The organism is Chloroflexus aurantiacus J-10-fl, assembly GCF_000018865.1.
Classification (GTDB): Bacteria; Chloroflexota; Chloroflexia; order Chloroflexales; family Chloroflexaceae; genus Chloroflexus; species Chloroflexus aurantiacus.
In genome coordinates, this window is sequence record NC_010175.1 from 940,883 (window position 1) to 965,532 (window position 24,650).

Annotated in this window: 18 protein-coding genes; 15 read left to right on the forward strand and 3 right to left on the reverse strand. The window is 58.4% G+C overall.

Going from position 1 to position 24,650, the window contains the following annotated elements:
- Positions 1–7: 7 nt before the first annotated feature.
- From CAUR_RS03615 to CAUR_RS03630, 4 genes are all read left to right on the forward strand, one after another.
- On the forward strand, positions 8–379 hold the full coding sequence (locus tag CAUR_RS03615; RefSeq protein ID WP_242605047.1) for a roadblock/LC7 domain-containing protein: 372 nt from the start codon (positions 8–10) through the stop codon (positions 377–379).
- Positions 380–508: 129 nt separating this feature from the next.
- On the forward strand, positions 509–964 hold the full coding sequence (gene ndk / locus CAUR_RS03620) for a nucleoside-diphosphate kinase (protein WP_012256592.1): 456 nt from the start codon (positions 509–511) through the stop codon (positions 962–964).
- Between the two features lie 93 nt (positions 965–1,057).
- Positions 1,058–2,089 carry a 3-deoxy-7-phosphoheptulonate synthase gene (gene aroF / locus CAUR_RS03625; protein WP_242605048.1) on the forward strand — a complete coding sequence of 344 codons (1,032 nt, stop codon included), beginning with the start codon at positions 1,058–1,060 and terminating at the stop codon, positions 2,087–2,089.
- 250 nt (positions 2,090–2,339) lie between these two features.
- Positions 2,340–3,464, forward strand: a complete 1,125-nt coding sequence (locus CAUR_RS03630; protein ID WP_012256594.1) for an FtsW/RodA/SpoVE family cell cycle protein — start codon at positions 2,340–2,342, stop codon at positions 3,462–3,464.
- A 50-nt stretch (positions 3,465–3,514) separates the two neighbouring features.
- On the opposite strand, the gene CAUR_RS03635 is transcribed toward CAUR_RS03630, so the two are convergent.
- A complete protein-coding gene (locus tag CAUR_RS03635) occupies positions 3,515–4,417 on the reverse strand; it encodes a sugar kinase (protein ID WP_012256595.1) in 903 nt (300 codons plus the stop codon).
- Positions 4,418–4,539: 122 nt separating this feature from the next.
- On the opposite strand from CAUR_RS03635, the gene deoC reads away from it, so the two are divergent.
- Together deoC and sucD are read left to right on the forward strand one after the other, a co-directional pair.
- Positions 4,540–5,331, forward strand: a complete 792-nt coding sequence (gene deoC / locus CAUR_RS03640) for a deoxyribose-phosphate aldolase (protein ID WP_012256596.1) — start codon at positions 4,540–4,542, stop codon at positions 5,329–5,331.
- Positions 5,332–5,379: 48 nt separating this feature from the next.
- Positions 5,380–6,267, forward strand: coding sequence for a succinate--CoA ligase subunit alpha (sucD, locus tag CAUR_RS03645; RefSeq protein ID WP_012256597.1), 888 nt, complete (start codon positions 5,380–5,382; stop codon positions 6,265–6,267).
- A gap of 273 nt (positions 6,268–6,540) precedes the next feature.
- On the opposite strand, the gene CAUR_RS03650 is transcribed toward sucD, so the two are convergent.
- Positions 6,541–8,178: a GAF domain-containing sensor histidine kinase gene (locus tag CAUR_RS03650; protein WP_012256598.1), complete on the reverse strand. Its 1,638-nt coding sequence runs from the start codon at positions 8,176–8,178 to the stop codon at positions 6,541–6,543.
- Between the two features lie 129 nt (positions 8,179–8,307).
- Between CAUR_RS03650 and CAUR_RS03655 the strand changes: the two genes are divergently transcribed.
- From CAUR_RS03655 to CAUR_RS21715, 3 genes are all read left to right on the forward strand, one after another.
- Entirely contained in the window at positions 8,308–8,631 is a 324-nt protein-coding gene (locus CAUR_RS03655; protein WP_012256599.1) for a Rieske (2Fe-2S) protein, read from the forward strand.
- A 337-nt stretch (positions 8,632–8,968) separates the two neighbouring features.
- Positions 8,969–13,093 carry an alpha-amylase family glycosyl hydrolase gene (locus tag CAUR_RS03660; protein WP_242605049.1) on the forward strand — a complete coding sequence of 1,375 codons (4,125 nt, stop codon included), beginning with the start codon at positions 8,969–8,971 and terminating at the stop codon, positions 13,091–13,093.
- A gap of 168 nt (positions 13,094–13,261) precedes the next feature.
- Positions 13,262–13,555, forward strand: a complete 294-nt coding sequence (locus CAUR_RS21715; RefSeq protein ID WP_012256601.1) for a PspC domain-containing protein — start codon at positions 13,262–13,264, stop codon at positions 13,553–13,555.
- 166 nt (positions 13,556–13,721) lie between these two features.
- On the opposite strand, the gene CAUR_RS03670 is transcribed toward CAUR_RS21715, so the two are convergent.
- On the reverse strand, positions 13,722–14,438 hold the full coding sequence (locus CAUR_RS03670; RefSeq protein WP_012660503.1) for a metallophosphoesterase: 717 nt from the start codon (positions 14,436–14,438) through the stop codon (positions 13,722–13,724).
- 569 nt (positions 14,439–15,007) lie between these two features.
- Between CAUR_RS03670 and CAUR_RS03675 the strand changes: the two genes are divergently transcribed.
- From CAUR_RS03675 to CAUR_RS03700, 6 genes are all read left to right on the forward strand, one after another.
- A complete protein-coding gene (locus CAUR_RS03675; protein WP_157866376.1) occupies positions 15,008–15,151 on the forward strand; it encodes a hypothetical protein in 144 nt (47 codons plus the stop codon).
- Positions 15,152–15,844: 693 nt separating this feature from the next.
- A complete protein-coding gene (locus CAUR_RS03680; RefSeq protein ID WP_157866376.1) occupies positions 15,845–15,988 on the forward strand; it encodes a hypothetical protein in 144 nt (47 codons plus the stop codon).
- 300 nt (positions 15,989–16,288) lie between these two features.
- Positions 16,289–19,117: a glycosyltransferase family 39 protein gene (locus CAUR_RS03685; RefSeq protein WP_012256603.1), complete on the forward strand. Its 2,829-nt coding sequence runs from the start codon at positions 16,289–16,291 to the stop codon at positions 19,115–19,117.
- A 16-nt stretch (positions 19,118–19,133) separates the two neighbouring features.
- On the forward strand, positions 19,134–20,378 hold the full coding sequence (locus CAUR_RS03690) for a glycosyltransferase (RefSeq protein ID WP_012256604.1): 1,245 nt from the start codon (positions 19,134–19,136) through the stop codon (positions 20,376–20,378).
- Entirely contained in the window at positions 20,375–22,354 is a 1,980-nt protein-coding gene (locus CAUR_RS03695) for a glycosyltransferase family 39 protein (protein WP_012256605.1), read from the forward strand. Before CAUR_RS03690 ends, CAUR_RS03695 begins: the two co-directional genes overlap by 4 nt.
- Positions 22,355–22,358: 4 nt before the next feature.
- Positions 22,359–24,623: a glycosyltransferase family 39 protein gene (locus CAUR_RS03700; protein ID WP_242605050.1), complete on the forward strand. Its 2,265-nt coding sequence runs from the start codon at positions 22,359–22,361 to the stop codon at positions 24,621–24,623.
- The last annotated feature ends 27 nt before the right edge of the window (positions 24,624–24,650 follow it).

Below are 24,650 nucleotides of genomic sequence, written 5' to 3' on the forward strand. Positions count from 1 at the left end.
CTCCGCGATGGCACCACAAGAAAGGTTTAGCATGCGCCGCATCGTAGAAGATCTCATTCGGGTCGACGGTGTGATTGGCAGTTTGCTGGTCGGCAAAGATGGCCTGGTCGTAGCCAGCACACTGCTCGATGAAGAAGATGCCGAAATACTGGGAGCAATGTCCGCGGCAGTCTTCGGTGAAATTGATAAAGCGACCCGCCGACTCGGAGTCGGACATTTAGTTGACTCCATTATTGATGCCAAAGACGGCTCGATCTTACTGCTGGAAGCCAAAGAGCTAATCCTGGTGGTGATCACACAGCGCACGGTCAATCTCGGCCTGGTCAAGATGGAAATGCGCCGTGCGGCCAAACGGATCAGTGAGGCCGTTCCGATCTAACGCGCCTTCAATGGTAGCTCAGAGCACAGATCGACAGGTAACAACCTGTCGATTTTTGTTTGTCAGCATTTTGTATGTGGTATACTGACCGCGGGAAACAGACCTGTTTCTTAATGTTATGAGGTATCCATGGAACGTGCACTGTTAATCTTGAAACCTGACGCCGTACAACGAGGATTGATCGGCGCTATCATCAGCCGCTTTGAACAGCGGGGCTTGAAATTTCAGGGCCTCAAGCTGATGCAGGTCGACGAGGCTCTGGCGCGCCGCCACTACGCCGAGCACGAAGGCAAGAGCTTCTTCAACGGTCTGGTCAGCTACATCACCTCTGCACCGGTCGTTGTGGCAGTCGTTGCCGGAAAGCCGGGCACCGTGGAGCTGGTGCGGGCAATGGTAGGCGCCACAAATCCGGCCAAAGCAGCACCGGGGACGATCCGGGGCGACTTTGGAGTAGACATTGGTCGCAATCTGATTCACGCTTCGGACTCGCCGGAAAGTGGTGAGCGCGAGACAGCGATCTTCTTCCAACCGCACGAGCTAATTGGCGAGTGGAATCGTGCGCTCGACAACTGGATCTACGAATAGTCGTTGTTCCGAATAACGGACACTACGTCCGTCAATGCGGTTGGCGCAACCTGATGCTTGCCGCCAACCGCCGCCTTGTCTATGCTAGTAGTCATGGAAGCACATGCCACGGCGGAGCAGATCGAAGCGGTCTGCGCTGAAATCCGGGCGATGGGATTCACTCCACATCCGATGCCTGGGCCAACACGCACAGCCATCGGAATTACAGGAAATCAAGGCCCAATTGAACAGGCCGGACGATTACAACGGTTGCCCGGCGTGAGTCAATTGATCCGGGTCACAGCACCCTACAAACGGGTGAGCCGGGAATTCAAAGAGCTGGACACCGTTGTCGACGTTGGTGGCATTCCCATCGGTGGATCGGGCATTACCATCATTGCCGGGCCATGTACGGTCGAAAGCCGCGAACAGACCTTCAATGTAGCAAGAGCGGTACAGGCCGCCGGTGCAGTCATCCTCCGTGGTGGGGCCTATAAACCGCGCACCTCACCCTATTCCTTTCAGGGATTGGGGGAGGCCGGCTTACAAATTCTGGCTGAAGCACGGGCGTTAACCGGGATGCCGGTGGTCACGGAAGTGATGGACACCGAGACACTACCGCTCGTCGTGCAGTATGCCGACATGCTGCAAATCGGTGCGCGCAATATGCAAAACTACTCGCTGTTGCGGGCAGTTGGGCGTACCCGCCACCCGGTACTACTCAAACGCGGCTTTGCGGCTACCGTGAAGGATTTGTTGCTGGCGGCAGAGTATATTCTGGCCGAAGGTAACCCAAACGTTGTTTTGTGTGAACGAGGTATTCGCACGTTCGATGACAGTCTGCGCTTTACCCTTGATCTGGGAGCGGTGCCCTTGATCAAGCAGCTTTCGCACCTACCGGTCATTGTTGATCCGTCGCATGCCAGTGGTCGGGCCGACATGGTGATTCCGATGGCGCGAGCTGCCATTGCTGCCGGCGCTGATGGTTTGATCATTGAGGTGCATGACAATCCAGCTTTTGCCGTTTGCGACGGGACACAGTCACTGGTGCCTGAGAGTTTTGCCGATCTGATGAAGCAATTGCATCGGGTAGCAGCAGCCATCGAGCGACCTCTGGTGCGTTGTGACGTAGCTCAGACAAAGTAGCAGTTGTTTCATAGCGCGCTGATATAGGCTTCTGCTCGTGCACAATAGACACACCTGACAATTAATAGCAGTCTAACCATCCGGGCAAAGTCCGGCAGGTGCCATGTGCATCCAAATATAGAGCACGACAGGCGCGGAAGCATGGCTTCCCAACGCCAGACATCTGACACATGGATACTGAGCACGGCAGAGATACAATACCAGCAGAGTTGTTCACGACCTGGACAACAACGACATAACGAGGTACCCAGTGGAAACGCGGCGCTGGCGGGATCTGGATTGGGGCATTTTGGTCAGTGTAGCTGTCCTGCTGATTATTGGCAGCCTGGCACTCCACAGTGCAACCCTGAATGCAGTGGCCGGTAATGGCTTACCATTACGTCCGGTCTTCGGACGTCAAATCGTATATATCGTTGTCGGCCTGATCGCCATGGTCGCCATGATGTCGTTTGATTACCGCTTGCTTTCCAGCCTGGCGCGCCCACTCTACGTCAGCACAATACTACTACTGGGTGCGGTATTGGTAATCGGCCGCGTAAGTGAAGGTGCGCAGAGCTGGATTGCCATCGGTGAACGAACGTTTCAACCTGCTGAACTGGGCAAACTCGTGCTCATCATTGCGCTGGCCACGTACTGGCAGCACTACGCTGATCGTGGTGGAAGCTGGCTGGTGCAGATAGGTGGATTATTGATCGCCGGTGTACCAATGGCGTTGATCTTTATCCAGCCCGACCTGGGCACAACGCTGGTTCTGGCCGGCATCTGGCTGACGATGGCGTGGGGTGGTGGCATGCGGTTGGTCCAGTTGATCACCCTGTTCATTGCCGCCATCCCACTCGCATGGATCGCGTGGCACTACGTGCTCGATACCTATCAGCAAGTTCGGCTCAGTACATTCTACTACTTGCTCACTAATCCGGCGGCTGTTGATTTTAATGCCGCTTATAACGTCATTCAGGCACTCAATGCAATCAGTTCCGGCGGTCTGACCGGCACCGGCCTCACCCGTGGCCTGTTCAGTCAGGGCAATTACGTGCCGGTGCAGCACACCGACTTCATCTTCGCTGTTATCGGCGAAGAATTAGGGTTTATCGGTGGTGTGGTGCTGATCATCTTTCAGGCGGTCGTACTCTGGCAGACCCTCTCTATTGCTGGCAAAGCGCGTGATCAGTTTGGCCGATTGATAGCGCTCGGTATTTTCGGGATGCTCTTCAGTCACACCGTCATCAACATTGGCATGAACATGAGTCTCCTGCCGGTAACCGGTCTGCCATTGCCGTTCGTCTCGGCGGGAGGCAGCTTTATGGTGACCACCCTGATCGCCATTGGCCTGTTACAAAGTATCAGTCTTCGCCACCGACATATTGCTTTCTGATGCAGTTTTACCGATTGTCTGATCTCACCATACACATTAACCGTATCTTGCTACTGCGCAGTGGTAGTGCGAACCAAGGCCTCAACCTCGGCGAGCGATGGTAACGCAGTTCGACCACCGAGTCCGCGTGTCTTGAGCGCAGCCGCTGCGCTGGCGAAGCGTAAGGCTGCCGGCAATGGATCATTGCGCAACAACGCGAACAGTAAGGCACCGTGAAAGACATCACCACAACCGGTTGTGTCCACCGGCGTAGTGGGAAAGGCCGGCGTGTGAATGAGTTCACCATTGTGACAGGCCCAGCTACCGGCTTCACCGGCGGTAACGACAACCAGTGTACGATACCGTTCAGCCAATGCCTGAGTTGCCATTACTATGTCGGAAAGGCCGGTGACTGCACGGGCAAAATTGGCAGAGACGACAATATCATCACAGAGTGGTAGTAATTCCAGCACTGTTGGATTGACCCGCTCGGCATCAATCATTATTCGTCCTCCAGCAGCCCGTACCTGACGAGCCGCAGAGAGAGCCGCCGGTAGGTGAGAGTCAATCAACAACGCACGGGTTTGTCCTGCCAGTTCGGCAGGAAATGAGAGATCGGCAAACACCGTCGGCTCGTTGTACCACCATACCGTTCGCCGATCACTCCCGGGTTCGGCCAACACGAACGCAATATGCGAAGAGCCACGACCGGTCACAACGAACGAGGTGTCAACCCCGAATCTGGTCAACTCGGCCTTGATCGCCATACCGTAGTGATCATCGCCAACAGCACTGACCAGCGCTACCTGAGCACCGAAACGGGCCATGGTCGCCAGCGCAGTCGCGACCGGCCCACCACCCATCTCCGTATATCCGGCAAGCGGTTGCTTCTGACCTAACACCGGTGACGTTGCAGTCACGCCGACAAGATCCCAACTGGCAATTCCCACGCCGATAGCATCAAATCGCGTCATACCCTCTCCTCTGCGAGCACATGCCTATCATTGCTGTTCAGCAAGCAGCTTGCGCGGCTATGCTACAATAGCATCGTGAATGATGTCAGAACCTGGCGCCAGTCGTCAAGAGGAGCCTCGTCGTGGAAGATCTAATCGCACAGGTGCGGTCACACATAGATGCCCTGGTTGGATTACCGGTTGGTACACCCCTGGCGCATCCACCAGTCCCACCTGCTTCAGATACCCCTATTGCCAGTTTTATCGACCATACACTGCTCAAGCCTGAAGCGACAGTTGATCAGATTGACCGGCTGTGCAGCGAGGCCGAGCGTTACCGGTTCGCCAGTGTTTGTGTCAATCCGCGTTATGTTGAACGTTGTGCGCGTGCGCTCAGCGGTTCGGCAGTGCGGGTCTGCACGGTGATAGGCTTCCCGCTCGGAGCCACCACAACAAAAGTGAAGGTCTTCGAGACAGTACAGGCTATCGGGCATGGGGCACGTGAAGTAGACATGGTGCTGGCGATTGGGGCACTTCGCGGACGTGAATATCACGCTGTGGTTGATGATATTCGGGCTGTTACCGATGCTGCCCATGCCAGTGGCGTATTAGTAAAAGTTATTCTGGAAACTGGCCTGTTGACCGATTTTGAGAAGGTGATGGCCTGTATGCTGGCAGTACGGGCGGGTGCCGACTTTGTGAAAACCAGCACCGGTTTCGGGCCGGGTGGGGCGACCGTTGCCGATATTCGCCTCATGCGGGCAGCGGTAGGGCCGACCATTGGCGTCAAAGCATCAGGTGGCGTGCGTTCACTGGCAATGGCCCAGGAACTGATCGCAGCCGGGGCAACCCGAATCGGCACGTCGGCAGGTGTTGCCATTGTGCAGGAGGCTGAAGGCACAAACCTTGAACCGCGAAATAGCGACACGTATTAAGATAAAGCATATCGCATCGTATATCTGTACTTTATTAAGGAGGAACGAGTGAGCATTCTGATCGATGCCAACACCCGACTGTTGGTACAGGGAATTACCGGTAAAGAGGGTGAATTTCACACCCGCCAGATGATCGAGTATGGGACAAATGTCGTTGCCGGCGTCGTCCCCGGACGTGGTGGTCAGAAGGCGATTGATGGCCGAGTGCCTGTCTTCAATACAGTAGCGGAAGCAGTCGCTGCAACCGGCGCCAACACTGCGGTTATCTATGTGCCTGCACCCTTTGCGCCCGATGCCATTCGCGAGTCGGCAGCCGCCCGTATTCCGCTCATCGTGTGTATTACCGAGGGCATCCCGGCACTCGATATGGTCAGTACCTACGCCTTTGTGCAAGAGTGCGGCGTGCGCCTGATCGGGCCGAACTGTCCCGGCTTGCTTACGCCAGGAGCAGCCAAAGTGGGCATCATTCCCGGTAACATCGCGATGCCCGGCCCGGTTGGGATCGTGAGCAAATCGGGTACCCTGACCTATGAAGCGGTTGATGCGCTCACCCGGCTGGGCATTGGGCAGAGCACTATCGTCGGCATTGGCGGCGATCCGATTATCGGGACAAATTTCATTGATGTATTAAGCATGTTTGAGGCTGATCCACAAACTGAGGCGATTGTTCTGATTGGCGAAATTGGTGGTACCGCCGAACAAGAGGCCGCCGCTTACATTAAGGCCCATGTGACGAAGCCAGTGGTAGGCTTCATTGCGGGCCAGACAGCGCCGCCCGGTAAACGCATGGGACACGCCGGTGCGATCATCAGCGGTGGCGAAGGAACCGCCCAGGAAAAGATCGCCGCGCTGGAAAGTGTTGGGGTGCGCGTTGCCCGGATGCCAACCGATATTGCCGGCCTGGTTAAAGAGGCGCTTAGCGCCCGTGCCGGGTAGGCTGGGTGATAGTAGTACGACGCACGGGAAGAGGGTGGGTTAGAAATCCACCCTCTTCATCTTTGATCGGCCAGATAATTGTGATCAGCAAGGGTGAGCGTCGGATCACGGGGTATGAACCCTGCGACACTAGACTTGATAGGAGAGATGCCCGACTCAGGTCGTGGTTGAGCTGTGTCGGGTAGACGGCAACCAAACTCAACCTGCGCAGGTCTTGGCGGATGACCGGGATGCAGGCAAGGCGAGCGTCGTCTGTCGCGGCCAAACCCTGCATCAACGCGCTTGACTCAGTGGAATACGCAATTCAACCGTTGTCCCCTGACCGATCTCACTACGAATACGCAGATCGGCACCAATCAGACGTGCCCGTTCTTTCATATTCAACAGGCCGAGACTACCGCGATTCACATAGCCACTTTCCACCGCAGCAACATTGAAGCCCCGCCCGCGATCACGCACACTGGCTACAAAGTGATCCTCTTCAACATACAAATAGATAGTGATCGTATCACTGTGCGCGTGCTTGCGGGCATTATTCACCGCCTCTTGCAAAATAATGAAGACGGCTGCTTCAACTTCGGGTGACAGGCGTGGCACCTGAGCCGGTGCTTCCAGGCGCAACTTCGTATCACTACCAGATGGATCGCGCCAACGTTCAACGTACTGTTGCAATGTTGCCAGCAGACCCTGCGTTTCGAGGCCGAGAGGACGCAACTCGAACAGTAACGTGCGAATGTCGTGGGTCGTTTTTTGCACCAGTTCAGCCAGGGTATCGAGTTCAGCCGGAACTCGTTCAGGCATGGCCTTGAACAGACGCTTAATGAACTCAATATTCATCGCGATTGCCGCGATACTCTGAGTGGGGCCATCGTGCAAATCGCGCGCAATAGCGTGGCGTACCTCGGCCTCTTTCAGCAACAGCCGGTCACGCTCTTCCTTCAGCCGTTGATAGAGGCGGGCATTCTCGATAGCAATGGCCGCCTGAGCCGCCAGCGTTGTCAGCAATTGCATATCCTGATCGGTGAACGGCTGACCGTTCGCCTTATTCAACAACTGCATGGCACCGATCACCCGATCCTTCACCCGCATCGGCACACACACTATCGAGCGGGTGACAAAATCGGCTTCACGGCTAATCGCATCGTACCAGCGCGGATCGTGTTCGACATCATTCACAATCTGACCAACGCCATGCGTCACCACCCAACCGGCAATCCCACGATCAGCCGGCATCCGATACTGACGCTGCTCGCCGGGAATTTCGAGGACTAACTCATTCGTCTCTTCATCGAGAATAAAGATTGAGCAGCGCTCGGCCCCAACAACTTTGGGGGCGCGTAACTTAATATCGTTCAGCAGACTGGCGAGATCGAGATTCACTGCCAGTGACTGGCCGATCTCGTAGAGTAGATGCAGCTCGCGTAAATCCCGCTCGGCCCGGCGCAACATGGCCAGCTTATCGGCTTCACCACCAATTGCCCGCACCAGCAGCACAAGCAACTCCTCATCCAGGGGTGGATGCCCCCCCGACTGCTGATTGTTACGGCTGACCACCAGGTGCAGCAGTCCCACACCCTGCCCGCCGCTCTGTAATGGCAACTCGATAAGGTCACGCCCCTCGTCAATCGAATACGAGCCGACAATCGGTTCGCCATTATCGTCACGACGGGTGAAGCCATCGCGCGCCTGCTCGATCAACAACAACGTTTCAGCATCGAGTTTGCCGTGCATCACCTTCGTCGTTTCACCGTATGGCGAAACGTAGAGCAATGCACCGGCCTGAGCCGGCCAGAAAGCGATCAGGCGATCAAGCGATGCCTGCAAGAGATCAGCCACTTCGTGGTGACCGCCGGCAATAAGCAGTTGACTGAGCGTTTCCAGTTGGCGCTGATTGATCGCAAGCGGCGGCATAAGGCACCTCGAATTGTGGCAAGAGTTTCCGATCCAGTAATATGTATAATGCGTATTATAACGTATGAGGGCGTATATTGTAATGGTACTGTAATCATAAATACCTCGCCTGTCAATGGAGTAGCGCCTGTGGAACGGTTTAAAATTTGTCATCGTCACGAATTACTACCAGGTCAGATGCGATACGTTGAGATTGATGGACTGCCAATCGGGATCGCCAATGTTGGTGGTGACATCTACGCCTTTAGCGACAGTTGCCGACACGAAGGTGGCCCACTCTCGGCGGGGGTATTGATTGATCACACCGTCACATGTCCCTGGCACGGATGGACATACGATGTGCGTACCGGCAAGAGTATCGTGCCACCGGTGGGGCTACGTATCGCTACCTACCCGGTTGAGATCATCAATGACGAGATCTATGTGCTGATTGACTGGCCATCGTCTCAATGAGCCAGAGCACATTCGTTGGTAACGCACCGCATCCCCGTTCCCTACCTCATCGGCCTGGAACCTCGCCGGCAAGTGCATGTTGCATCTACATACCTGAAACATCCTCTTGACAAACGTGCCGGTAGTCTCATATAATAAATTGCACAAGCATCTATTTCATACAAAACTATTTTGAGTAAAACAAAAATCGCCGCGCCCTTCCCAGCTCCGTAGCGCCCAACGTGCGGCCAGTGCAATGACGCCGCTTCACGGCATCCCCGACCGGATGCCGCTGTGTTGAGAGAGCACTATTCGTGCAAAGGAGCTTTGTGTAAGACCGCGCATGTTTCTCCGCCTGATGCACCTCATCCTTGCGATTGGGGTGCTCTTTGGTGCAACGATTGCACCACTCTCCTCGGTTGCGTTCGCCGATCACACGCCATTACCAGCGTCAGTTAACCTGGCAGGTGATTTACAGTCGGAAGCGACCGGCGGCGCCTGTGGCGATTGGGATCCGGGATGTGCCGCAGCGGCCTTCAGCGCTCAGGGTAACGGTGTCTATCTGTTCGTCTCGCAGACGATTCCAGCAGGGAGCTACGAATACAAGATCGCAATGGGGAGCTGGGCTGAAAACTATGGGGCTAATTTTCAGCAGAATGGCCCCAACATCCCGGTGACGCTCGGCAGTGCACAGAGTGTACGGTTCTACTACGATCACAAAACCCATTATATCGCCGACAGCGTGCGTAACACTATCTACACCGTACCGGGTAACTTCAACGACGAGATCGGGTGCAGTGGTGACTGGCAACCAGATTGTCTGCGCACGTTCATGAGTGATGTTGATGGTGATGGTGTCTTTACATTTGCCACTGACGCCATTCCACCCGGCAATTATGAGTTCAAGATTGCCACAAATGAGAGCTGGGCAAACCCAAATTATGGCGCATTTGGGAACAATGTTCCCTTTACAGTTACCGGCCCGGCAACCGTCATTTTTAGCTTCAATACGGCAACTACGTATGTTGGTGTGGAAGTACGTAGTGCACTCCCGCAGCCTGACAACAATGTGGAGTGGGACGGCGTTTACCACAACTCGCGCGATCCTCTTTATCGCACGCCGGGAGGTGCTGTACCTGCCGGTACACCGGTGACAATTCGGCTCCGCACCTTCCACAATGATGTCACGGCGGTAACCCTGCGGGTGTACGATGTCAATGCCGGGGCACAGCGGTTCATTCCGATGAGTGTCGTCGCTGCCAATACCGACTGTTACGGCGATTATGGGCCACGTCGGTGCGATTTCTGGGCGGCTACGCTGAATGAGGCGCAACCGAACAACCTCTGGTACCGCTTTATTGTCACCGATGGCAGTGATACCGACTATTACGCCGATAACACCGCAGCGCTCGATGGCGGCAGCGGACGTATGACGGATGATGTCGTTGACTTCAGTTATGCCTTGATGTTCTACGATCCGGCATTCACCTCGCCAAACTGGGCACGAACGGCAGTCATCTACCAGATTTTCCCTGATCGTTTTCGCAATGGCGATCCGCATAACGATCCGCAAGACGGTGACATCCGGTACGATGATCCGGTGATTACGTTGGGTTGGGGTGAATTACCTGAAGGCTATTGCCGTCACTATGCCGACGCAACCACCAATTGTCCGTGGCGGTTTGACACGACCCCACCGGCCTGGAGTCCAACTATCGAAGGGCCACGGGGACGTGATTACTACGGCGGTGATTTGGCCGGCGTGATCGAGCAACTTGACTACCTCCAGCAATTGGGCATCACGACCATCTACTTCAATCCCATCTTTGCCGCCGGATCGAACCATCGCTACGATACCCGTGATTACTATCGCATCGATCCCTATCTTGGCAATAACGGCACCTTTGCGCACCTGGTTCAGGAGGCGCGGCGGCGTGGGATGCGAGTGATCCTCGATAGCGTCTTCAATCACATGTCGTCGGATAGCCCCTTCTTCGACCGCTATAGCCATTACACGACCCTGGGTGCCTGCGAGTCACTGGCCTCGCCATATCGCACCTGGTTCAACTTCCGCACGAATAATGTTCCGTGTACGAGCGACGATTATGTCGGCTGGTTTGGCTTCGACTCCATCCCCGAAATCAACAAATCAAACCCGGATGTGCAGAGCTACTTCTTAACCGGAGCCAACAGTGTGACACGCTTCTGGCTACGACGCGGTGCCGCCGGTTGGCGCCTGGATGTGATGGGAGATGCCAGCTTCCCGGCAGGCTATTGGGAGACATTCCGCACCGTCGTGCGCCAGACCAAACGAGACGGTCTGATTATTGGTGAGTTGTGGCAGAAGGACTCAACATTGCTGCGCCACCTCCGTGGGCAGACTGCCGATACAACGATGAACTACCGTCTGCGTGATGCGGTGATCGGCTTGCTCCTGCCTGGGGGAACGTTTGACAGCAAAGGGTTTGGTGACAGTGGCCGGGTCATCAGTCCATCAGAATTCTTGAGTCGACTGGCCTCGATCCGTGAAGACTACCCGGATGCAGCCTACTACACGCTCATGAATCTGCTCGGCAGCCACGATACGGAGCGGATTCTGTGGACGCTTACGCCTGGACAGGAGACACGCGCCGATAAGGAATTCAATGCCGCTAATCTGGCAGAAGGTAAGCGGCGTGTCCAACTGGCCTCTCTGATCCAATTCACCGTACCCGGTGCACCGACCGTGTATTACGGCGATGAAGTAGGAGTCACCGGCGATGATGATCCAGATGACCGCCGCACCTATCCCTGGCCTGATCAGGGTGGTACACCCGACACCAACCTTCTGAACCATTACCGCAGCCTGACCGAGCTGCGCAACCGTTATCCGGTGCTGGCGAAGGGTGATTTCACACCGCTGCTGGCCGACGATGCCGCAGGCGTTGTGGCCTATGGTCGAAAGTATCGCAATAAAGCCGCGTTGGTGCTGATCAATCGCAGCTCAACAACGCAGACGATCACGGTACCCGTACAGGGCTTTCTGCCCAATGGGGTAGAACTCTGCGCGCTGTTTACCGTTGGCAATCAGCTCGACGAGACGGTACAGGTCGTGAACGGGAGCATCCAGATCACGCTGAACCCGCTGAGCGGTACGGTGCTGATCAGCGAGCCGGGAGCCGATCTCACGCCACCGGCGGCCCCCACCAACCTCCAGGTCACCGAAGAGGGTGATCGGTCGGTAAGCCTGAGCTGGCAGCGGCCCAGTGGTGGAGCACAGGCGTACAACATCTACCGCAGCCCGGTTAGTGGCGGTGGTTGGGTCAAGGTCAATACTGCGCCGGTAAGCGGTCTGAGCTTTACCGACACCACGGTAGAGAACGGGCGAACCTACTACTTCGTTGTCCGTGCGCTTGACGCCGTCGGGAACGAAGGGCCAGCTTCGGCGGAAGTGAGCGCTCTGCCGCACTACCGGATTGGGTGGGCCAATTTGCAATGGCCACCGGCGATCTCACACACCGTGTCGGCCATCAACACCACCCCGGATATTTACGGGCAGGTCTGGATCGACGGTGTAACCAGTCAGCCCGGCGCGACACCTGGCCTGCGTGCTCAGGTGGGATACGGCCCGCAGGGCAGTGATCCCCGTGGGAGCAACTGGGTGTGGGTGGAGGCTACCTTCAACGTTGATGCCGGCAACAACGACGAATTCAAGGCGCAACTCCAGCCCGAAACGGTTGGCACCTTCGATTACGTCTTCCGCTACAGCACCACCAACGGACGCGACTGGCTCTACGCCGACAGCAGTGGGCCGTTCAGTGGCTTACCGCCACAACCAGGCGTACTCACCGTTCTTTCCAGTGGTGACACAACACCGCCGGCAGTCCCAACCGGCCTGCAAGTGATCAGCGCGTCCCCGGCAGGAATCGTCTTGAGCTGGAATGCCGTCGGTGATGCCTATGCCTACGAAGTACGCCGTATCGATGGCAACGGCAATGAACTCATCTTTGCCCGTACAACTGCAACCACCTTCACCGACACCGGTGTCATGCAGGGGGCAACGTACACCTATGACGTGCGTTCTTTAGACATCTCCTTCAACCGTTCAGCCTTCAGCGCACCGGTAACGGCTACCGCCGAACTCCGCACGGTTACGCTGGTGATGAATGTGACGGTACCGACCCCGGTTGAAGACGCGATTGGGCGCAGCGTCTACATTGCCGGCTTCCTTGACCGGCTCGACGGTGGTTTACCGCAGTGGAATCCGGGTGGTGTGGTGATGACGCAGGTCTCGGCAACACAGTGGACAATCACCTTCACCGGACGCGAGGGCACGCAACTCGAATACAAGTACACCCTCGGATCGTGGGACTACGTTGAGAAGGGTGCGACTTGTGAAGAGCTGGCCAACCGGCAATTGACGCTGACCTACGGTACGAGTGGCGTGCAGACGGTCAATGACACTGTGCTCAACTGGCGAAATGTAGACCCGTGTGGGAATTAGGACAGGAGGGGTAGCAGGCTTACCCGCCTCGTTACCCTGATGAGAGCAACCGGAACCTCACGCACATGCGGCAACCAGTTTTGGTTGCCGCATTGCCATTCCTGAGTGCAACTAATAACACGGCGACAGCGTCAAACAGACAGTACGAATAGTGGGAGGAGGGTAGCGATGAATACGCCACAAACACAACGGTTGCAACGGTTGCGCAATGATCGCATGCTTGCCGGTGTTGCCAGTGGGCTGGCCCAATATATCGGGGTTGATCCGGTTATCATCAGGCTGGTTTTTGTGGTATTGGGCCTGGTGAACGGCATGGGTGTGCTGTTCTATATCTTGTTGTGGTTGCTGATGCCGAATGAAGACGCCGACCCAACGACGAACAATCTGCATACGGCCATCGGCGAGATGCGGGTCATTATGGAACGGTTCCTTAGCGAAGTTCGCGATGTCTTTCGGCGGTAGGACGAAGGTGCATGGTTGATTGAGGAGCGAGTAGCGCGATGCGTTACTCGCTCTTGTTGTCATAGATGTGGTTAGTGAGACACCCTCAACCCCTGGCCCCTCTACTGCGCTGCGGACACGGGGAGGGGTCAGAACTTGCCAGAGAGACACTGGCGTAGCGAAGGGGTTAGCCGCCGCTCCACCCGTTCAATCCTCGCACAGCCACCGGCCCAAACCCAAGGTAATCACAGGCGGTGAGCTGATAGTAGACCCCATCGACGCGCCCCTGCACAGCGTTGTCCCAATCGTAACGCCGATGCAGGTGGCCGTAGATGCACGCAGCCGCACCGGAGGCAGCGATTCGACGGGAAAACTCGGTTGGTTGACGATTGACGAATGGGGGGAAGTGGATCATCACAATCAACGGTTTGTTCACAGCCAATGCCTGGCCGGCAGCCAGTGCCCGTTCCAGTAAACCGAGTTCACGTTGATAGATCGGGAGATCGGTTTCAGTAAACCCTGGGGTTTCCGGAGTAATCCAGCCGCGCGTTCCACACACCACGGCCTCGCCAATGTCAAGAGCATCAGCCCCGATCAGGCGCAGGCTGGGTGGCAGATGGCGTCGGATCGAATTCACCCGGCGTGGACACCAGTAATCGTGGTTGCCCCGGATTAACACTTTCGTGCCGGGTAGGGCATCGATCCACTGAAGGTCAAGCAGGGCGTCGGGCAATTTCATTGCCCAGGAAATATCACCAGCGATCAAAACCCAATCGGTTGCAGCGACCCGCTCCCGCCACGCCTGCGCAATCCGTTCGGGATGATCTTTCCAGCCGGGGCCAAAGATGTCCATCGGCTTGGGACGAGCAAATGAAAGATGGAGATCAGAAATTGTCCAGATCATAGCGCTTGATGATAACAGGCATCCCGTTGCAATGCAACTGATACTACCATGCGATCCACGCATTGCGGTGCGTGGACGTGCGCCCCGCTCGCACCCCGGCTCCTTTCCCGCGCTGCGGGAGAGGCGGGACAGCAGAAGGGCAAGCCAGCCCCCGTAACGTGCAGGGAAACCGCTGCAATCCGCACTGGTTCGTGAGCGTGGCTGGCGCGGCAGCATGGCTGCCGCACTCCATACGTCGTGACACGGGTAACGCCGCCGGAAACCTGTATCCCCCCGGCGGGTGCAGCGGAAATGCCGTTCGCCGGGTCTGTGATCACGACCGGCGTGATCGGGTGATGTCCCTCATTCACCGCATCCCGTGGATGGTAAGGTGACTGGCACAGGCACCGTCCGTAGGGGCGGGTTGAGAACCCGCCCCTACGAAACCCGCCCCTACGTACCACCGGCACCAGCACGCTGTGGGGCAGACTGCCGGCCTGCGTTCAACCATTCCCATCATCAGGGGCGCGTACCGGCACGGGAGTCCGCTGCAATCCGCGTCGGATCGTGAGCACGGCTGGCGCGGCAGCATGGCTGCCGCACTCCACACGTCGCGACACGTGCATAACGAGCGGATACGACAATCCATCCAGCACGTGCTGGCACGGCTGGAGCGGCGCACTGCCGCCGGGCCAGTCGCCCACAATAGCACCCATGGCGATCATACTCGCTGATACGCACGTGGTTGACACCAGTTGTGGGTAGTGAATAGCCCGCTGGAGGCGGGTGTACGTTCTCAGCTCCTTTCCCCAGCGGGGGATGTTGGGAGGGGGGCGAGCCGGAGGCGCGCGCTCCTAGGGGGGGGGCGCAGTGCGGGCCGGCAGCGGTGCAGGGTGCTGTGGCCTGATGGGATGTGCGCCCCACCCTCAACCCGGCCTGCCCTCGCTGAGAGCGTTCTCGTCCCCACCCTAACCCCTTTCCCGCGCTGCGGGAGAGGCGGGACAGCAGAAGGGCAAGCCAGCCCCCGTAACGTGCAGGGAAACCGCTGCAATCCGCACTGGTTCGTGAGCGTGGCTGGCGCGGCAGCATGGCTGCCGCACTCCATACGACGCGACACGGGTAACGCCGCCGGAAACCTGTATCCCCCCGGCGGGTGCAGCGGAAATGCCGTGCGCCGGGTCTGTGATCACGACCGGCGTGATCGGGTGATGTCCCTCATTCACCGCCTCCTGTGGATGGTAAGGTGACTGGCACAGGCACCGTCCGTAGGGGCGGGTTGAGAACCCGCCCCTACGTACCACCGGCACCAGCACGCTGTGGGGCAGACTGCCGGACTGCGTTCAACCATCCCCATCATCAGGGGCGCGTACCGGCACGGGAGTCCGCTGCAATCCGCACCGGTTCGTGAGCGCGGCTGGCGCGGCAGCATGGCTGCCGCACTCCATACGTCGCGACACGTGCATAACGAGCGGATACGACAATCCATCCAGCACGTGCTGGCACGGCTGGAGCGGCGCACTGCCGCCGGGCCAGTCGCCCACAATAGCACCCATGGCGATCATACTCGCTGATACGCACGTGGTTGACACCAGTTATGGGTAATGCATAGCTCCCAGCGGGGGTAAGTTGGTAGGGGGGCGATCCTCCGGCGCGCGCTCCCAGGGGGAGCGCAGTGCGAGCAGGTAGTGGGTGCAGGGTGCTGTCACCTGATGGGGTAGCAGCTCTCATCACTATCTGATACAGGTTGCGATGAGGGTATCATGCATTCTTCAGAGGCTTATCACGTACCAGGCAGTATGCGGCAGACTACGGTCGGCAATAAATAGCGGTATAATGGCCGTCGGCATTGGAGCGAGTGGCGAAGGAGCACGATGACCGTTAGTGATCGTTCGATCAGTAGTGAATTGTTTGCAGCCGACACCGTGCCATCGTTGCGGGCAACGGTACGAGTGCTGTTGTTCATACTGGCCCTGGCATTGCTGGCCGGCGCGATGGCGTACCAGGCCCCACCGCAGGGTCGGGTTGCGATTGGCTGGCCGGGAGATCGCCTCTTTGTAGGGGTGAGTCCGGGTTTGGGACGGATACCGGTTGAGCGCGGGGATTTGTTTGCGGATGAATTGACTCCCGATTCACCAACCGGGCGTTCGCGCTGGACACGTGAGCGCGCTGTGATTGTGTTGCCCAACGTCGGTGCCGGGTCGCCGTTGCAGTTGACGCTGGTGGCGCAAGGGTGGCCGGCCACGGTTGGGACACAACCATCGGTGATGGTGTTGATTGATGGGGCAGTCGTTGGCAGTTTTGTGCCAAAACCAACCTGGGAAGCCTACTCATTTGCGGTGCCGGGAATTGCCCATCAGCACGGCGATCTTACCCTCGTGCTGCAATCTTCGGCAACGCTGTTCGATGAACGCGATCCGCGACCAAAAGGGGTGCGTCTGGCCGAAGTCCGTATCTCACCCGCCGGCGAAACGGCGCTGTGGTTACCGCCGGCATGGCCGGCAGTGACTCTGATGGGGTGGAATGCGCTGCTGCTGGCGCTCTTGCTGACACGATTGCGTTTGAGTCAGAGTCAGGTGTACGTCATCACGGCAATCGGCATTGGTGCGGCTGCGATTGGGCTGGCGGTCGCTCGCATCTGGATGGCGGCGATCCTGAACGTCGCGATGGTTGGTTTGCTGGTGCTGCTGTTGATTGCCTATCGGCAGCCGCTTCTGTTCTACCTGCGCTTCCTGGTGCAGCGTTATGGTCAGGGGCAGGCACTGAGTTATGGGCTGGTGGCAGTGGCCCTGGTCTGTTTTGGGTATGTACTGCTGCACGTGATCAACTGGATGACGGCAGCCGGGATACGCCTTTTCTGGCAGGTTTTTCCCGACTCGCTGCTGTTAACGCTGTTGGGCACGACCTTGCTGGCGTTACTTCTGACCTATGGGCGGGCCGGTTTGCCGCGCTTGAGTGACAGATTGGTTGATGTGCTGGCAAGCCGACGCGGTGCGTGGCTCGTCTTGGGAGGATTCGCCGTCATCTGGCTGGGTTTTGAAGCGACGGTTATCGCTGCTCTACCCTATGTGGGCCACGCTGATTACAGCGACAACGCTATTGTCGCCCGTAATCTGGTGCGTGGACGGGGTTGGGTCGTTGACTATATCAGCCAGTTTTATTATCCATACGACAGTCTAACGCGCCCCCAGGAGACCTGGCCGCTGTTGCAGCCGGTCTGGATCGCGCCCTTTTTTGCTCTGTTTGGGCCAACGGCGTGGGCTGCAAAGATACCCAATTTTATCTTCGATGTTATCCTGATCGTGCTTATCTACGCAGTTGGCAGTCGCTGGTGGGATCGGCGGGTCGGTGTAACGGCGGCTGTGCTTGTGCTGACCAATTATCTTTTCTTCCGATTATCGATCTATGTGACGAACGATCTGGCGTTTGTGGTCTTTAGTATGGCAGCGATAGCAGCGTTGCTTCAGAGCCATACCGATCCGGCGAGACAGTGGCGCTGGCTGTTCATCTCGGCTGTCAGCACCGGGCTGATGATGTTGCAGAAGCCGAGTGGGGCCATGTTCGCGCTGGGTATGGGTCTCTGGCAACTGACGATCCTGGCGAACCACCTGCGTATGGCGGGAGACTGGCAACAGCGCTGGCAACGGCTGCGCGTCGGTTTAACGCCGATTGTCGTCTGGTCGGCCATTGCCCTCCTGATCCTTTCGCCCTATCTGGTGCGTAATCTCATTCTGTTCGGGAAACCGGTTTACAGCACCGAAAGTTACGATGCCTGGGTGCTCGATTATCGCGGGGTGAGTGGGGATGCCTGGTCAGAAATCTATCGCGTCTTTGCGCCAGAATGGGGCGGGCCGGGATTGCCTGATCGGAGCTGGATTTTACGCTGGGGTTTTGATGCGACCTTTACCAAGTTCGAGACGCAGGTGCGCGAGCTGCGGGCGTACCTGATGCCGGCCTGGCCGGGTGCGCCACCTGTGCTTGCTGCTCTCTTCAGTCACGATGCGCAGAAGAATATTCTGACCCCGCTCGGCGCGTGGCTGGCGCTCACCGGGTTTCTGGCAGCTATTGCTTATCGACGGAATTGGCCTGGTTTGCTGGCATTTACGTATACGCCATACATCATCTTTATGTTGACGTACTGGCGTACCAATGAGGAACGCTACTGGGTTGCGCTTATTCCCTGGCTGGCCCTGCTGGCGGCGTGGGTTATCTGGGCCGGTTATGACCGGCTGGCAGCGGTTGGGGATCGGCGCTGGGCGCCGTTAGGGTTGATCCTGGCGCTGGCAGCGATTATCACGATTGTGGCCGGCTCGCAGGCCGATATAGAAGACAAGGTACGTAACGAACCACAAATCTGGCACCAAGACCTGGCCGCTTACGAGTGGTTACAGGCGAACACGCCACCCGATGCCGTGATCATGACCCGCTTACCGTGGCAGGTCAACTGGCATACCGAACGACCGGCAGTGATGATCCCTAATACGGATGACCGTGAGCTGTTATTGCAGATTGCCCGCCACTACGGTGCGCAATATCTGGTGCTGGAAAACCAGATGCGGGTGAAGGGTGATGTCGGGCGTTTGCTGGCTCCGCTGATGGATCACGATAACCAGCCGGGGATGATCATCGACGGTTTTGAATTGCTGTACGCCAGCCCAACACCTGATTTTCGGGCATTTATCTACCGTATCCCCGACTCATAATGGAACATCGTACCGTATGCGCATCTTAATGCTGGCTTCATCACTACCAAAATATCCGCGAGAAACAACGGCACCGTTCATCGAAGAGATTGCCGCCGGGATCGCGGCTCGTGGTCACGAGGTGACACTGGTGGCACCGTGGCATCCCGATCTGCGGCGCGGTACCTACGAACGTGGGATTCATCTGCGTTTCTTCCGTTACGCACCGCATCCGGCACTCAATATCTGGGGCTATGCCCAATCATTGCAAAGCGATACTCAGGTGCGCGAACGGGCGTGGCTGGCGGCGCCGTTTGCGCTTACTGCTTCGTTCAGTGCTCTGAGGCGCGAATTACACCAGGCGCGGGCCAGGGGAAAACCATTCGATCTGGTGCAGGCGCATTGGGTCTTACCCAACGGGCCGCCCGCTGCCCTCGCAGCGCTCATGGCTCGCCTGCCGCTGGTGGTCAGCCTGCACGGCAGCGACATCTATCTGGCCGAGACACAACGCATCATGGGTACCCTAGCCGGGCTGGTCTTTCAACGCGCTGCCGCCGTCACTGCCTGTAGTGCCGATCTGAGCATGCGAGGAGTACGGTTGGGCGCTAACCCGACCCGTACCTTCGTCATTCCCTACGGTGTGCATCCCGATCAGTTTCGGCCTGATCCGGCAGCGGCGCAGCAGTTTCGTACCGAATGGAATATTCCTGCCCACGCCCCGCTGGTGTTAGGGTTAGGGCGACTGGTGAGTAAAAAGGGGTTCAGTGTTCTGCTCGATGCGTGGCCGGCGGTGTTGCGCATGCACCCTACAGCGCGTCTGGTTATCGTCGGCTACGGCGATCTGCGTCCGGCCCTGGAAGCGCAGGCCGCCCGACTGGGTATTGCCACCACCGTGCTGTTTACCGGTCAGCTCGACCGGGCGCGTACTGCGATGGCGATGGCCGCTGCCGATGTTTTTGCGCTGCCGATTGTGCGAGAGGGTGTTGACGGCTTGCCCAACGTTTTGCTGGAAGCGATGGGGGCGGCGCGCCCGATTGTGGCGGCACGGGTAGCCGGGGTGCCCGATGTGATCGAGGATGGCGTGCATGGCCTGATTGTTCCCGAACGCGACGCAGCCGCCCTGGCAGCCGCTATTGGTCGCCTGATTGAAGATCGGGCACTGGCAGCCCGCCTGGGGGCGGCAGCGCGCGAACGCATTCTGCATGAGCTGACGTGGGAGAATACAGCGGCACGCTATGAAGCTGCCTTTGCGGCTGCACTACGCGGTGAGGTCAGGCCATGACGTGGCGATGGCTGATAGGCTGGCTTGTGATCGGCATCGCTGCGCTGGCCCTGCGCCTCTACCGGCTCGGCGATCAGAGTCTCTGGCTGGATGAAGGCAACAGTTGGGCAATGGCAATGCAGCCGTGGACGGTGCTGCTGATCGATTTGATCCGACCTAACGCAGCCTACCCGCTCTACCATGTGATCTTGAAGGGATGGATGAGTCTGGCCGGAGCGAGTGAGTGGGCACTGCGCTTCCCTTCGGCGATAGCGGGTGCGTTGAGCGTGCCGCTGCTGGCGCTGGCGGCGAGACGTGCGGTTGGCGACTCGCCGCAACGCGACGCGGTGACCATCGCGGCTGCGCTGATCGGCGTGTGTTCGCCTTTTGCCATCTGGTATGCGCAGGAAGCGAAGGTCTACGCGCTGGTGCTGCTGGTCAGTACTGCGATCCTCTGGCTGACATTGCGCGCCGTACACGAGCAGCGTGCGCAGGTGTGGTACTGGTTGATCGGGTTAACGGTGCTGGCCTTGTTCATCCATCGGCTGACGGCACTGCTGGCATTGAGTGCCGGTCTGGTGTGGTTGTTCAGCCGTCCGCGCCGGTACACGATTCCTATCGCCGGTGGCCTGCTTCTGATCGGTCTGGGTATGATCGGCGCTATGGCTGCCGGCATCGGTAGTGATCGGGCAGCGAGTGGAGCGTCAATCGCCGCCGATCCGCTGACCGCCCTCTGGTTGACCATCACCCGCTTTAGCCTGGATCGCTGGCCGGGTGATTTCGAATGGTTTTGGCTTGTGCCGTGGCTCCTGCTGTTTGGTCTGGGCCTGATCGGATTCGCACGTCTGCCGCAATCGAGTCGGCTGGTCATCGGGGTGATGGGGAGTGTGCCACTGGTGCTGTTCGGGGTACAGCTTCTCTTCACCCGGCTCTACGAAGCACGTTATCTGATGATCGTCTTTCCAATCTGGTTGATCACTCTCGCAATTGGCGTTGGGCACACGAACTGGCGACGAGCGCTGGCATGGCTAATGTTAACCGGTGTCTTGACCACGTCGGCTTTGGCCCTGACCCAACCACGCTTCGGGCTGTTTTCTGGCGACCCGGTCAAGGAGCAATACCGTGAAGCAATCGGCGAATTGATGCGCCGGGTACATCCCGATGATGCGGTTGTGGTGCATCCAGGATACCTGCGCCCGCTCTACGACTACTATGCGAGCCGGTTGAGCAGCGATCCGGCACCGCAGCCGATCAGCTTTGCCAATTTCTGGACGGGCGAGACCAGCTATACTCAGCGTGAGTGGGATGTCGAACGGCGGGCGGCATTAACCGGTTATACGCGAAGCTGGCTCCTGATAGCTCCCGATCATGCGCGGACTGTCGATCCGCCGCGACCGGGTGATGAGTACGGTCTGGTCGGTAATTTTTGGGCTTTCAGCCGCGAGCAGCGGACGTGGCCGTGCGGTATCTGGCGCTTCCAGGGGGTTCATCTCTTCTGTCAGGAGGCACCGGAGGCGTACATTACCGGCGAGATCGTGCAGCCGGCTACGCCGGGTAACGCCGTGTTTGGCGAGCAGTTGACGTTTCTCGGTTATACGCTGAAGGCCACCACGCCGGCGGGGCCGGGCATCTATCGCGCCGGTGGCAACATCCCGCTCAGTCTGTTCTGGGATGTGACACAGCCACTCGGTGAGGACTACAGCCTCTTCATTCACCTCTGCCGCGATTGTGAGCAGCCACCGGTTGCCAGCGATGATGGGCAACCGCTGGCCGGTTATCTGCCAACCAGTACATGGCTGCCGGGGAAGCCGGCGCGCGATGATCGCACGGTGCATTTACCGCCCGACCTGGAACCCGGTCACTATCAGCTCTTGATCGGCTGGTACCGACCGACCGATCCGACACCCGATGGCCGTCTGCCGGTGCGTGGCGAGGGAGCACTGAGTGCAGGGCGGCTCTGGTTAACAACGATTGAGGTCATTGCCGGTGAGGAATAGTTGGTTGCGACAACACTGGCCGCTGCTGCTGGCATTGGGCGCCGGTATCGGCTTGCGATTGGCACTTTGGGGCAACCTGCCGCGCCTCGGTCTCATATCTGATGAAGCCGAATATCTGGCATCTGCCGATTGGCTGGCCAACGGGCGAGGTTTTGCCTGGCATACCACGTATCTGTGGACGCGAGCGCCACTCTACCCGCTGTTTCTGGCCGCCCATATCGCGCTCTTTGGGCGGAACGAAGCGTTTATCTTCGTGACGCAGAACCTGCTCAGTCTGGTCAATGTCGGCCTGGTGTATGTGCTCAGCCGACAGTTGGGAGCGACATCGCGCATGGCTGGCGGTGCCGCTCTGCTGAGCGCACTGTCGCTACCGCTGGCGATGTATCCGCAACTGCTGCTGAGCGAAACGCTGTTTATCAGCCTGCTGCTGGCGGCGTTCTGCCTGCTGGCTAATCCCCGGCAGCGGCGCAATCTGCTGATCGGTGGTGTGCTGCTCGGTCTGGCGACGCTCACCCGTGGCTTACTACTCGGCTTTCTGCCGTTGATTGCCGGCTGGATCGGTTGGCGCACACCGGGTCACTGGCGTGAACGATTGATCAGCGGCTTGTTGCCGTTACTGGCTGCCGGCTGTCTGATCGGGCCGTGGGCGTTTTATGCGTCGCGGACGTATGGCGGTCTGATAATCATTGACACAACCAGCGCCTACAACCTGGCCCTGGGTGCCCGTACCGCCTACGACGGTGGCCGGAGCGATGCACCGACGCGCAATCTGGTGCTGGCGCTGCTCGACCCAACCCTTGATGATGATATCCGTGCGCAGCTCACTGCCGGTTCGTGTCTGGCAGAGCGGAACGATCCACGGCTGGCCGCTGCGCTGGCCAAGCCGGTTACCGCGATAACGCAGGCTGAACGACAACACGTGCTTAGTGCCGAAGGCTGGTGTCTGATCCAGGCGAAACCGTGGGCGTTTGGCGAGAAGACATTTGCAGAGTTGATCGATCTCTTTCAAATCAACTACAGCGGTGATGAGCGACTGGCGGAAGGCTTTGCCCTGGGGCGGTTGCCGGCATGGTACACGCTGGCCCTGCTTGTGCTGGACGATACGCTTTACGTGATTGTGTTGCCGCTGGCCGTGTTGGGGTGGGCTGTCCTGCGCCGACCGCAATCACTGCTCGCCGGGCTGATTGGCTGGTGGCTGTTGTACAATCTGGCGGCGGCGCCGTTACTCTTCGCGATTAACCGCTTCCGCATCCCGCTGCTACCGTTTCTGTTTGTTCTGGCGATGTTTACGCTGGCGGCCATCCTCCACCGGCGCACGTGGCCGGTGAACCGGCGGGGGGCAGGCTACGCAACGCTGGCCGGGCTGGTGTGGCTGATTGCCGCCACTCCCTACGCCTATCTTGAACCACGACCCGCCGGTGCGCCATCACAATGGGCATCCTACTTTGGCCCCTACCCGTCGGCGATAGCCGCAGCGCAGATCGCCTGGCAGAGTCGGGCGCAGTACGCTGCCGTAGAACGGTTAGCCGCCGCCGTGGCCGCCGACGATCTGACAGCGTGGGCGCAGGCGCTCGCCGATCCAGATTTGCCGGCTTACGCACGCGCTGTCGGCGAACCGTTACTGGCTGCCCGGCAGGGGCAGCCGGCTGTCGGACTGGAACTGCTGGCCCGTCAGCAACCGCTCTACCCATGGCAGACCGCCGTGATCCGCGGCGAATTGCTGCGGCAGATGGGTGATCTGAATGGGGCGCGCCAATCGCTTGGGCAAACCCTGGTTGACGATTGGAACCCGACGGGCTGGGCATGGCAGTGGCTCAAACCGCCCCGCCTCCCCGGTGACCGGATCGATCTGGCCGACGATAACGATCTCGGTTATATCGATGGATTTTACCTCGGCGAGTTTGATCCGGTTCTCGGCGCGACTGTGCGTTGGGCAGGGGAGAGGGCCGCTTTGCGCTTTCCGGCAGCCGCGACGGGCAACAATCGGCAGCTCTGTCTCCGCGCAGCGGCTAACTGGCCAGCCGATCTGACACCACCAGCGATTACGGTCTGGCTCGATGGTACTGAGGTGGGGAAGTTTCAACCTGAACGTCAGTTACAGGAGTTCTGTCTTGCATTGCCGGCCCGTTCGCCGGGAAGCGATTACATCATCACCCTGCACGGCCCCGGCTTCATTCCTGACGCGCTCGACCTGGTGCGCAGGCAAGGGCCACAGGTCGGTCAGGTGCGGATTCTGGCGTTTCAGCTGGATTGGGCAGAGGTGAGATGAGACTGTGCAGAAACCCGGTTGTGATTA